The 11,210-nt window shown below is 69.8% G+C and carries 12 protein-coding genes; 5 read left to right on the top strand and 7 right to left on the bottom strand.

Going from position 1 to position 11,210, the window contains the following annotated elements:
- The 3 genes from DI005_RS18915 to DI005_RS18925 form a co-directional block, all read left to right on the top strand.
- A partial coding sequence (locus tag DI005_RS18915) for an acyl-CoA dehydrogenase family protein (protein WP_113642982.1) occupies nt 1–1,206 on the top strand: 1,206 nt, incomplete at its 5' end.
- Nucleotides 1,203–1,964: an SDR family oxidoreductase gene (locus DI005_RS18920; RefSeq protein WP_112273897.1), complete on the top strand. Its 762-nt coding sequence runs from the start codon at nt 1,203–1,205 to the stop codon at nt 1,962–1,964. The genes DI005_RS18915 and DI005_RS18920, both read left to right, overlap by 4 nt.
- Complete coding sequence (locus DI005_RS18925) at nt 1,961–2,773, top strand: SDR family oxidoreductase (RefSeq protein ID WP_113642983.1); 813 nt, start codon at nt 1,961–1,963, stop codon at nt 2,771–2,773. Before DI005_RS18920 ends, DI005_RS18925 begins: the two co-directional genes overlap by 4 nt.
- Before the next feature lie 9 nt (nt 2,774–2,782).
- Here the strand turns inward: DI005_RS18925 and DI005_RS18930 are convergent, their stop codons facing one another.
- Complete coding sequence (locus DI005_RS18930) at nt 2,783–3,187, bottom strand: transposase (RefSeq protein ID WP_112273901.1); 405 nt, start codon at nt 3,185–3,187, stop codon at nt 2,783–2,785.
- A gap of 57 nt (nt 3,188–3,244) precedes the next feature.
- Between DI005_RS18930 and DI005_RS18935 the strand changes: the two genes are divergently transcribed.
- On the top strand, nt 3,245–3,385 hold the full coding sequence (locus tag DI005_RS18935; protein WP_233520207.1) for a recombinase family protein: 141 nt from the start codon (nt 3,245–3,247) through the stop codon (nt 3,383–3,385).
- Here the strand turns inward: DI005_RS18935 and purU are convergent.
- Both purU and DI005_RS18945 read right to left on the bottom strand, forming a co-directional pair.
- Complete coding sequence (purU, locus tag DI005_RS18940; protein WP_112273903.1) at nt 3,354–4,202, bottom strand: formyltetrahydrofolate deformylase; 849 nt, start codon at nt 4,200–4,202, stop codon at nt 3,354–3,356. The genes DI005_RS18935 and purU overlap by 32 nt on opposite strands.
- Nucleotides 4,203–4,211: 9 nt before the next feature.
- Nucleotides 4,212–5,585 carry an L-serine ammonia-lyase gene (locus tag DI005_RS18945; RefSeq protein ID WP_113642984.1) on the bottom strand — a complete coding sequence of 458 codons (1,374 nt, stop codon included), beginning with the start codon at nt 5,583–5,585 and terminating at the stop codon, nt 4,212–4,214.
- A 72-nt stretch (nt 5,586–5,657) separates the two neighbouring features.
- Here DI005_RS18945 and DI005_RS18950 point away from each other — a divergent pair, with 72 nt between their 5' ends.
- Nucleotides 5,658–6,323 carry a GntR family transcriptional regulator gene (locus DI005_RS18950; protein WP_112273907.1) on the top strand — a complete coding sequence of 222 codons (666 nt, stop codon included), beginning with the start codon at nt 5,658–5,660 and terminating at the stop codon, nt 6,321–6,323.
- Nucleotides 6,324–6,342: 19 nt separating this feature from the next.
- Here DI005_RS18950 and folP read toward each other — a convergent pair whose 3' ends face one another.
- The 4 genes from folP to DI005_RS18970 all read right to left on the bottom strand — a co-directional run bounded on the left by folP (nt 6,343) and on the right by DI005_RS18970 (nt 11,206).
- Nucleotides 6,343–7,098, bottom strand: a complete 756-nt coding sequence (folP, locus tag DI005_RS18955; RefSeq protein ID WP_233520200.1) for a dihydropteroate synthase — start codon at nt 7,096–7,098, stop codon at nt 6,343–6,345.
- 134 nt (nt 7,099–7,232) lie between these two features.
- A complete protein-coding gene (locus DI005_RS18960; RefSeq protein ID WP_113642986.1) occupies nt 7,233–8,099 on the bottom strand; it encodes a bifunctional 5,10-methylenetetrahydrofolate dehydrogenase/5,10-methenyltetrahydrofolate cyclohydrolase in 867 nt (288 codons plus the stop codon).
- Nucleotides 8,096–8,716, bottom strand: coding sequence for a cyclodeaminase/cyclohydrolase family protein (locus DI005_RS18965; RefSeq protein ID WP_112273912.1), 621 nt, complete (start codon nt 8,714–8,716; stop codon nt 8,096–8,098). The genes DI005_RS18960 and DI005_RS18965 overlap by 4 nt, the downstream gene beginning before the upstream one ends.
- 15 nt (nt 8,717–8,731) lie before the next feature.
- The gene (locus DI005_RS18970; protein WP_113642987.1) at nt 8,732–11,206 is read right to left on the bottom strand and encodes an FAD-dependent oxidoreductase; all 2,475 of its coding nucleotides are present in this window, start codon (nt 11,204–11,206) and stop codon (nt 8,732–8,734) included.
- Nucleotides 11,207–11,210 lie beyond the last annotated feature (4 nt).

Here is an 11,210-nt window from a genome sequence, read left to right on the forward strand (position 1 = left end):
TTCGACGCCACGACGGAAGAGCTGCGGGAGAAGCTGCTGGCGTTCATGGACGAGCACGTCTACCCCGCCGAGCCGGTGTTCCACGAGCAGCTCGCCGAACGCGAGAACCCGTGGACCAGCGTGCCGGTGGTCGAGGAGCTCAAGGCCGAGGCACGCAAGCGCGGGCTGTGGAACTTCTTCCTGCCCGGGGAACACGGCGCGGGGCTGACCAACCTGCAGTACGCGCCGCTGGCCGAGATCACCGGCCGCAGCCCCTCGCTCGCCCCGACCGCGCTCAACTGCGCCGCCCCGGACACCGGCAACATGGAAGTGCTCGCCATGTTCGGCAACGAAAAGCAGCGCGAACAGTGGCTGCAACCGTTGCTGGACGGGGAGATCCGCTCGGCGTTCGCGATGACCGAACCCGACGTCGCCTCCTCCGACGCGCGCAACATCGCCACCCGCATCCGCCGCGACGGCACCGACTACGTGATCAACGGGCGCAAATGGTACATCTCCGGCGCGATGAACCCGAACTGCCGGATCTTCATCGTGATGGGCAAAACCGACCCCGACGCCGAACCACATCGGCAGCAGAGCATGATCCTGGTGCCCAGGGACACCCCCGGCGTGCACATCAAACGCGGCATGCACGTGTTCGGCTACACCGACGGCGACCACGGCGGCCACGCCGAGGTCGTCTTCGACAACGCCCGCGTACCCGCCGACAACCTGATCGCCGAAGAAGGCAGCGGCTTCGCCATCGCCCAGGCCCGCCTCGGCCCCGGCCGCATCCACCACTGCATGCGCCTGATCGGCATGGCCGAACGCGCCATCGAACTGATGTGCCGCAGAGCCACCGCCCGCGAAGCCTTCGGCAAAACCCTCGCCCAGCAAGGCGTGATCCAGGAATGGATCGCCGAGGCACGCGTACGCGTGGAACAGCTACGACTGCTCGTGCTCAAGACCGCCTGGCTCATGGACACCCAGGGCAACAAAGGCGCCCACACCGAGATCCAGACCATCAAGATCGCCACCCCCACCTCCGTCGAATGGATCCTCGACAAAGCCATCCAAACCCACGGCGCCGGCGGCGTCTCACAGGACTTCCCCCTCGCCGAACTCTGGGCAGCCGCCCGCATGCTCCGCCTGGCCGACGGACCCGACGAAGTCCACAAACGCTCACTCGCCCGCCGCGAACTGAAACAGCACGGAGAGGTCGGATGACAACGGATCAGCAACTGGACGGGCGCGCCGCGATCATCACCGGAGCCAGCCGGGGCATCGGTCTCGCGATCGCCGCGGAACTGGTGCGACGCGGCGCGAGAGTCTGCATCACCGCGCGCCACGCGGAACCACTCGCCGAGGCGGTCGAGAAACTCGGCGGACCCGGCAGCGCCATAGGCGTTGCCGGCAAGTCCGCGGACAGTGAGCACCGCGCCGAGGTGTTCGCCAAGACCCTCGCCGCCTTCGGCAGCGTCGACATGCTGGTCAACAACGCCGCGATCAATCCGGTCCACGGACCGGTCACCGACATCGATCCCGGCGCCGCCGCCAAGATTCTCGCGGTCAACGTGCTCGCGCCACTGGCATGGACCCGCCAGGCACGCGACGTCTGGATGGGACAGCACGGCGGCTCGGTCGTCAACGTCGCGTCCATCGGAGGCCTGCGGGCTTCCCCCGGCATTGGCATGTACGGCGTCAGCAAAGCGGCGCTGATCCGGCTGACCACCGAGCTCGCCACCGAACTCGGGCCGGGAATCCGGGTGAACGCCGTGGCACCCGGCATCGTGAAGACCGACTTCTCCGCCGCCCTGTACGACGGCCGGGAGGCACGGCTGGCCGCCGCCTACCCCCTGCGCCGGCTCGGAGCTCCGGAGGACATCGCCGGCACGGTCGCCTTCCTGCTCTCCCCGGACGCCGGGTGGATCACCGGGCAGACCATGGTGATCGACGGAGGCGCGACACTCGGAGGCGGGCTATGAGCTTCGAACTGCGCGGAGCGGGCGTGGTGATCACCGGTGGTGGCGCCGGGATCGGCGCCGCGATGGCACGCCGGTTTCGCGACGAAGGCGCACGACTGGTGATCTCTGACCTCGACGGCGACAGTGCCCAGTCCGTCGCGGCCGAGGTCGGAGGGATCGCGGTCGTCGGTGATGCCGCCACTGCGGACGGCGTCGAACGACTGATCGCGACGTCCGTCGAGGCGCTCGGCACCATCGACCTGTTCGTCGCCAACGCGGGAGTCGCTCCGCACGGCGGGCCGGAGACCGCCGAGGACACGTGGCAACACGCATGGAACGTCAACGTCATGGCCCATGTCCGCGCCGCCAGACTGCTCGTGCCCACCTGGCTGGAGCAGGGCCGCGGCCGCTTCCTGGCGACACTTTCCGCCGCCGGACTGCTCACCATGCTCGGCTCGGCCGCCTACTCCGTCACCAAACACGCCGCACTCGGTTTCGCCGAATGGCTCCAGGCCACCTACCGGCACCGGGGCATCACCGTTCAGGCACTCTGCCCGCAAGGCGTCCGCACCAACATGCTCGCCAACGCCGGCCCCGGCGAGCAACTCATCATGGAAGCGACCGCCATCCACGCCGACCAAGTCGCCGACACTGTCGTCGAGGCCTTCGCGGACGACCGATTCCTCATCCTCCCCCACCCCGAAGCCGGCGACTACTACCGGGCACGAGCGACCGATACCGACCGTTGGCTCGCAGGCATGAACAGGCTCCAACGCACAATCGAAGAAGCAGAGGGGACTGTGTCCGGGAGCGGCAGATCAACTGTGTAAGGCCGTGGCCTACCTGTTGATGTTGATACGGTCGCCGAACTGGATGGCGAACGCGTTCAGGGTAGCTTTCCAGCCGTCGGATCGGGTGATGCCGTTGGCTCCGTCCGACCGGGTCATGGTTCGGATGGTGAGGTAGAGAGTCTTCAGCGCTGCTTGTTCGGAGGGGAAGGCGCCGCGGTTGCGGGTGGCTTTACGCAGCCGGGCGTTGAGTGATTCGATCATGTTCGTGGTATAGAGAACTCGCCGGATCTCGAGTGGATACGCGTGGGGGCGCATTATCCCCACTGTTCGGAATAAGGCGGGCCATCGGGAGAACCTTCGCGTAAGGGCTATCCCGGTGTCCCGCTGACGGACCACCGGGATAGCCCGCCAGGACAGGCGAAAACCAATCCCGACCCGCGCAGAGACGCTCATGGGACACGTCCCGAAACATGCGACACAGCTATCGCCAACGTCCTCGAGCGCGACGGCATCCCCTTCCCGTCGGCCCACCGGCGTGAGCAGAACCTGCACCGGCTCGCCGATGGCTGGCAGGCAAGCGCGGTCCGAGCGATCCTCGACAACCCGCGCTATACCGGTGTCAGGGGAAGACGACCGTGCTGTGGCCGTTGAGCAGCACCCGCCGTTCGCAGTGCCAGCGCACCGCGCGGGACAGCGCGAGCGCCTCGGCGTCGCGGCCGACGGTCTGCAGCGCACGCGGGTCGTAGGTGTGATCGATCCGGATCACCTCCTGCTCGATGATCGGGCCTTCGTCCAGATCGGACGTGACGTAGTGTGCGGTGGCACCGACGAGTTTGACGCCCCGCTCGTAGGCCTGGTGGTAGGGCTTGGCGCCCTTGAACCCGGGCAGGAACGAGTGGTGGATGTTGATCGCGCGCCCGTGCAGCGCCTTGCTGGTGGCGTCGGAGAGGATCTGCATGTAACGGGCCAGCACCACCAGCTCGGCCTCGTAGTCCTCGACGAGTCGCAGCAGGCGCGCCTCTGCGGCGTCCTTCGTCTCCGCGGTGACCGGCACATGGATGAACGGAAGCCCGGCCGACTCGGCCATCGGCCGCAGATCCTCGTGGTTGGACACCACGGCCACGATGTCGGCGCCCAGGCTGCCTGCCCGCCAGCGGAAGATCAGGTCGTTGAGGCAGTGCCCGAGCTTCGAGACCATGACCAGGATCCGGGCACTGCGGTCGGCGCTGAACTCGTAGGTCATCTGGAACTCGGCGGCGACGGGTGCGAAGCCGGCGGAGAGACGATCGAGGTCCGTGCCCTCGGGCGCGCTCACCTGCGTCCGCATGAACACCCGGTCGCGCACGGCGTCGTCGAACTGCCGGTGTTCGGCGATGTCGCAGCCCTGCTCGAATAGGTATCCGCTGACCGCCCGCACGATGCCGGTGCGGTTGGGGCAGCTCAGGGTGAGGGTGATGGTGTCAGTCATGGGTTCTCCTCAGCACTCGACGATGTTGAGAGCGAGCCCGCCACGGGCGGTCTCCTTGTACTTGTCCTTCATGTCCGCGCCCGTCTCGCGCATGGTCTTGATCGCCTTGTCCAATGACACGTGGTGGGCGCCGTCACCCCGCACCGCCATCCGAGCCGCTGTGATGGCCTTGACCGAGGCCACCGCGTTGCGCTCGATGCACGGAATCTGCACCAGGCCGCCGACCGGGTCGCAGGTCAGGCCCAGGTTGTGCTCGATGCCGATCTCCGCGGCGTTCTCCACCTGCTCGGGCGAGCCGCCGAGGACCTCCGCGAGACCGCCCGCGGCCATGGAGCAGGCCGAGCCCACCTCGCCCTGGCAGCCGACCTCGGCACCGGAGATGGATGCGTTCTCCTTGAACAGCAGGCCGATGGCGCCCGCGGTGAGCAGGAACCGGACGATGTGGTCGTCGTCGAAGTACGGCAGGAAGCGGGCGCAGTAGTGCAGCACGGCGGGCACGATGCCGGCGGCACCGTTTGTGGGCGCGGTGACCACGCGCCCGCCCGCCGCGTTCTCCTCGTTCACCGCGAGCGCGAAGAGCGTCACCCATTCCATGGCGTGCAAGGGGTCCAGATCGTCCACACCGGACTCGAGTCGAGCGCGGAGCGCGGCGGCCCTGCGGCGAACCCTGAGCCCGCCGGGCAGTGTTCCACCGGTGTGCGTGCCGCGTTCGACGCATTCGCGCATCACCGACCAGATGTGCAGCAGCCCGGCCCTGATCTCGGGCTCCCCGCGCCACGCCTGCTCGTTGGCGAGCATGATGTCGCTGATCCGGAGACCGGTCTCCCTGGTCAGCTCGAGCAGTTCGTCCCCGGTGGTGAACGGGTAGCGGACCGGGGTGGAGTCCTCGACCAGAACGGGGTTCCCGGCCTCGTCTTCGTCCAGCACGAAGCCGCCGCCGACCGAGTAGTACTCGCGGCGGTCGAGCTCGGCGCCGTCGGCGTCGCAGGCGACGAAGAGCATGCCGTTGCTGTGGAAGTCGAGCCGCTTGCGCCGGTGCAGCACCACGTCGTCGTCGACGGAGAAGCCGATCTCGTGCTTCCCGCCGAGACTGAGCCGCCCTGTCGTGCTCACGGCGACGACCGCCGGGTCGGCGGCCACCGGATCGACCAGGTGGGGCTGCTCTCCCGCCAGTCCGAGCACCACCGCCTTGACGCTGCCGTGGCCGTGACCGGTCGCCCCGAGCGAGCCGAACAACTCGCAGCGCACGCGCGCCGTGCGGGCGAGCCGGCCGGACGCACTGAGTCGGCTGACGAACAGGTAAGCGGCACGCATGGGGCCGACGGTGTGTGAACTCGAAGGCCCGATCCCCACCTTGAACAGGTCGAACACCGAGATGGTCATTCAGCCCTCCGCTTGATATATCAATATGCGACACTGTCTGACGCTCTGGATGTCACGACGTATGATGACCATGTGACGACGGCACCTCACGAGCTCGAGCAGCCACAGGCCTCGCTGGCCGACCGCGCGTACGCCGCGATCCAGGACCGGCTGATCATGCTCGACATCCCGCCCATGTCCCCGATCGACGACGTCGCGGTGGCCGAGTCCCTCGACATGGGCCGCACGCCCGTCCGGGAAGCGCTCAAACGCCTCGAGGTCGACCGGCTGGTCGTCTCCTACCCGCGCCGCGGCACGTTCGCCACCGGCGTCGACATCACCGATCTCGCCTACATCTCCGAGATCCGCGTGCAGCTGGAGCCGCTGGCGGCCCGCCGCGCGGCCGAGAGCTCGGGTGACGCGACGCGCGCGGGCCTGGCCGAGCTGGCCGAGACGATCCGGCACAAGGACGTGCACACCTTGGAGCGCACCGAGCTGATGCACTGGGACCTGCGGGTGCATCGGGCGATCTACCGCGCCGCGGGCAACCCGCACCTCGAGGACACGCTGGTGCGCTACCACAACCTCGCCACCAGGATCTTCTGCCTGTTCCTCGACCGGATCGCGCACTTCGACCGGCACATCGGCGAGCACGTCGGCCTGCTGCTGGCGATCGCGGACGGCAAGGGCGCCGAAGCCGAGCACATCGCCCGCGACCACGTCACGGGCTTCGAGAAGGCGGTCCGGGCGATCATCTGAGCGCCCGGGCCGCACCCCGCTACCCCACCGCGGCGAGCACATCGAGCGCATCGCTGGTCGCCGCCACATCGTGTACCCGCAGGATCCGCGCCCCGCGCTGCGCGGCCAGCACGGCGGCGGTGACCGACGCGCTCACCCGCTCCCGGACCGGCCGCCCGGTGAGCCGCCCGAGCATCGCCTTGCGCGAAAGGCCGACCATCACCGGCGCGCCCAGCTCGGTGAACACCGCGAGCGAGCGCAGCAGCTCCAGGTTGTGCTCCAGCGTCTTGCCGAAGCCGAACCCCGGATCGACGATCAGGTGCTCACGGGGAATTCCCGCACCGGCACAAGCATCCATCCGCTCCCGCAGGAACTCCGCCACCTCGGACAGCACGTCGGCGTAGGCCGGGTTCCGCTGCATGAGGTGCGGCGGCCGCAGCATATGGGTCAGGCACACGGGCACTCCCAGCTCCGCGGCCGCGTCGAGAGCGCCGGGGTAACGCAGCGCCCGCACGTCGTTGATCAGCGACGCCCCGGCGGCCACGGCGGCCCGCATCACCTCCGGCCTGGAGGTGTCGACCGACAGCGGGGTGCCCGTCCTGCCCGTCAGGCGTTCGATCACGGGAACCACCCTGGCGAGTTCCTCGGCCACGGACGGCGGATGGGCACCCGGCCGCGTCGACTCCCCACCGATGTCGACCAGGTCGGCGCCCTCGTCGATCAGCCGCAGCGCGTGGTCGGCCGCCGCGTCCGGGTCCGCGAAGGAGCCGCCGTCGGAGAAGGAATCCGGGGTCACGTTGACGATCCCGCACACCAGCGGACGGGTCCCCGGCGCGCGGACCGGGAGGAGGTCCGCGACGGCGGCGGTGCAGTGAAGGCCACCATCACTGCGTTGAACGCAGGCAGGGTGGCCTTCACTGCGCACCCCGGTCATGGCGACCTCCGCGCGGCGGACTCCACGGTGTGGCGCAGCAGCAGGGCCGTGGTCACGGGTCCCACGCCGCCCGGCACCGGGGTCAGGCCGCCCGCGAGCCCGCTCACCGCGGCGGCATCCACGTCACCGGCCAGGCCACCGTCGTCGGTGGGGTTGGTGCCGACGTCGATCACCATGGCCCCTGGCCGGACGTGCTCGGCGGTGATGAGACCCGTCCGGCCCACCGCCACCACGAGCACGTCCGCCCTAGCGGTGTGCTCGGCGAGATCCGAGGTGTGGCGGTGGCACACGGTGACCGTGGCGTCGCGGCGAAGCAGCAGCTGGGCGGCGGGCTTGCCGACCACGGTGGACCGTCCGACGACCACGGCGTGCCGCCCCGCGAGCGGGACCTCGTAATGGTCCAGCAGGGCGAGCACCGCCGCCGCGGTGGCCGGAGCGAACGCGGTGAGCCCGGCGCCGAGTCGACCCAGCGACACCGGGTTCGCGCCGTCGACGTCCTTCTCGGGGCTGATCGACGCCGTCAGGTCCGCGAAGCGTGCCCCGTCCGGGAGCGGTGTCTGCAACATGATGCCGTGCACCTCGGGATCGGCGCTCAGCGCGGAGAGCGTGGCGCCGATCCGGCTTGGCGGGGCATCCGGCCCCAGGTCCACGACGCTGCACCGGATCCCGGTCTTGGTCGCCGCGCCCCTGATCGAGCGGACGTACCAGGCCGTCGACTCGTCGGCCGTGGCGACCACCACGGCCAGCTGCGGCGGGTTTCCCGCCGCGGTCAGGTCCGCCGCGGCGCTCGTGACCTCCGCGCGGAGGTCACGGGCCAGCCCCGTGCCGGAAACGACGGTCGTGGTGGCCAGCTGGCTGGTCATCGGGCGATCACCTCCCGCACGGCGGCGGTCACCTTGTCTGCCCGCAGCGCGATGTCGTCCACCGTGGCGATGGCCTCCAGCAGCTCGGACCGTTCCACCTCGTCGCTGATTCCCGCGAGGTTGACCTCCACGTTGACCCGGGCGGTGGTGGCCGCCGCCCTGGCCGCGTCCGCCGCGGCGGCGACATCGGTGACGACGTTGCGGTTGCCGATGGGCAGGAGCTGCTCGGCCAGCCCGACGGCCGCCTCGGCGGCCGCGACCACCTTGGCGGGAACCCGCCCCGCCTCGACGAGCGCCTCGGCGATGGCCTGCTTCCGTGCGGACTTCTCCTCGGCCGTGGACCGGGGAAGACCATAGGCCGCACCGACGCCGCCGAAGGCCTCGATGTCCTCTTCGGACAGACTAAGCGCCCACTCGCGCAGATTGTCGGCGGTCTCCCTGATCGCGGTGATGCTCCTGGCGTGCTCGGCGTACTTCTCGCCGTCGCTGTAGCGGGCGACCATGCCGAGCAGCGCGGCTGCCTGGGCCAGATGCAACCCGGCGCTCGCCCCGCCGCCCGGGGCCGGGGTCCGGGCGGCGAGATTGTCCAAATAGGTCTCGATAGGATAGGTACGCATGACCTTCGGGCCCTTTCAGCGGCGGATGCGAGTCATGTCCGGGTCGACCAGCGGCTCGGCCGTGACGGTGGCGCGCACCTTGCGGTCGAAGTACTGGATCTCCACTGGTGTGCCCTCCACCGCAGACGACGGCAGCCAGGCGTAGGCGATCGGCTTGCCGATCGTGTGGCCGAACGCGGCCGAGGTGACGTACCCGGCCACCTCCCCGTCGAGGAACACCGGTTCGTGGCCGAGCACCACGCTCCGCCCGTCGTCGACGGTGAGGCAGGTGAGCCGCCGGGCCGGGGTCTCGTGTTCCAGGCCGGCGATCGCCTCGTGGCCGACGTAGCCGGTCTTCTTCTTGTTCACCGCGAAGCCGAGGCCCGCCTCGTAGGGGTTGTGCTCGGTCGTCATGTCGGTGCCCCAGGACCGGTAGCCCTTCTCCAGACGCAGGCTGTTGAAGGCCGCGCGCCCGGCCGCGATGACGCCCAGCGCCTGCCCCGCCTCCCACAGCACGGACCACAGCCGCCTGCCGTGCTCGGCGCTGGTGTAGATCTCCCAGCCGAGCTCGCCCACGTAGGACAGTCGCATCGCGGTCACCGGGATGCCGGCGATGTGCGCGTGTCGCAGGCGGAAGTACTTCAGTCCCTCGTGGGAGAAGTCGTCGTCGCTAAGCGGCTGCACGAGGTCCCTCGCGAGCGGACCCCACACGCCGATGCAGCACGTGCCGCCGGTGATGTCGCGGACCCGCACGCTGTGGTCGTCGGGCGCCTGGCGCAGCAGGTAGTCCAGGTCCAGGTTGCCGTTGGCGCCGACCTGGTAGCGGTCGTCGCCGAGCCGGGCCACGGTCAGGTCCGAGCGGATTCCGCCGCCCTGGTCGAGCATCAGCGTGTAGGTGACCGAGCCGACGGACTTGTCCATCTTGCCGGTGGTCAACCGCTGCAGGAACTCCGTGGCCCCGGGGCCGGACACCTCGATCCGCTTGAGCGGGGTCATGTCGTAGAGCGCGACCGCGGTGCGGGTCTTCCACGCCTCCGCGGCGGCGATCGGCGAGTGGAACATCGCCGACCACGCGTCCCGGGACGGCGGCTGCCACTCCGGCGGCAGGTCCTTGACCAGCCGGGCGTTGGCCTCGTACCAGTGCGGCCGTTCCCAGGTGTTCGCCTCGAGGAAGAACGCTCCGAGGTCCTTCTGCTGTGCGTAGAACGGGCTGACCTTCAGCTCGCGCGGGGAGAGCTTGGGCTGCAGCGGGTGCAGCACGTCGTAGATCTCCACGAAGTTGCGCTGCGCCGTCTCGTTCACGTAGGCGTCGGTCGTCTGGATCTCGTCGAAGCGGTTGACGTCGCAGCCGTGCAGCTCGACCTCGCTGCGGCCGTCGACGAGTAGCTGGGCGACCGCCTTCGCCACCCCGGCGGAGTGCGTGACCCACACCGCCTCGGCGACCCAGAACCCGGCCACGTCGGGCGACTCTCCGACCAGCGGGCCGCCGTCCGGCGTGAACGAGAACACGCCGTTGAACCCGGTCTCCACCTTGGCCTCGCGCAGCGCGGGCAGGAGGTTCCTGCTGTGTTCCCAGGACGGCGCGAAGTCCTCCTCGGTGAACGGCAGCATCGACGGCATGGCCTGCTCGCCCATGCCGCTGTCGTCGACCTCGGGCAGGTCGGCCAGCCGCGCGGGCATCGGGCGGTGGGCGTAGGTGCCGATGCCGAGGCAGTCGTTGTGCTCGCGGTAGTACAGGTCGTGGTCCTGGTGCCGCAGGATCGGCATGCGCGCCTCGATGTGCTCGTCGTTGCGGCCGACGAGCTCGGCGAGCTGCCCGGTTCGGACGTACTGGTGGGCCAGCGGCAGCAGCGGCACCGTCATGCCGACCAGCTCGCCGACCGCGCGGCCCCAGAACCCGGCGCAGGACACCACGATGTCGGCGGGAATCTCGTCCCCGGCGTCGGTGCGCACGCCGGTCACCCGGCCGCCCTGCTGGAGCACCTCGGTGACGCGGGTGGAGCCGCGGAACACCGCACCGCGCGACTCGGCACGGCGGGCCAGTGCGACCACGGCGCGGGCGGCCTTGGCGAGACCGTCGGTGGGTGTGTGCAGGCCGCCGAGCACCTTCTCCTGGTCCAGCAACGGATGCAGTGCCTTGCACCGCGCGGGGTCGACCACCTCCGCGGGCACGCCCCTCGAGATCGCCCAGCCCTGCTTGCGGTGCAGGTCGGCCAGGCGCTCGGGAGTGGTCGCGACCTCGAGGCCACCGACCTGGTTGAAGCACCAGGCGCCATCGACGTCGAGGCCGAGGAACTTCTCGACGGTGTAGGTGGCGAACTCCGTCATCGTCTTGGAGCCGTTGGTCTGGTAGACGAGGCCGGGGGCGTGCGAGGTGGAGCCGCCGGTGAGCGGCAGTGGCCCCTGGTCGACCACGGTGACCTGGTGCCAGCCGCGCACGGTGAGCTCGTCGGCCAGGTTCGCACCGACGATCCCGGCTCCGATGATGACAACGCGGGGGGTCGTGCTCATGTGG

The sequence above is a fragment of the Prauserella sp. PE36 genome, from assembly GCF_003311655.1.
In the GTDB taxonomy this organism is placed as follows: Bacteria; Actinomycetota; Actinomycetes; order Mycobacteriales; family Pseudonocardiaceae; genus Prauserella_A; species Prauserella_A endophytica.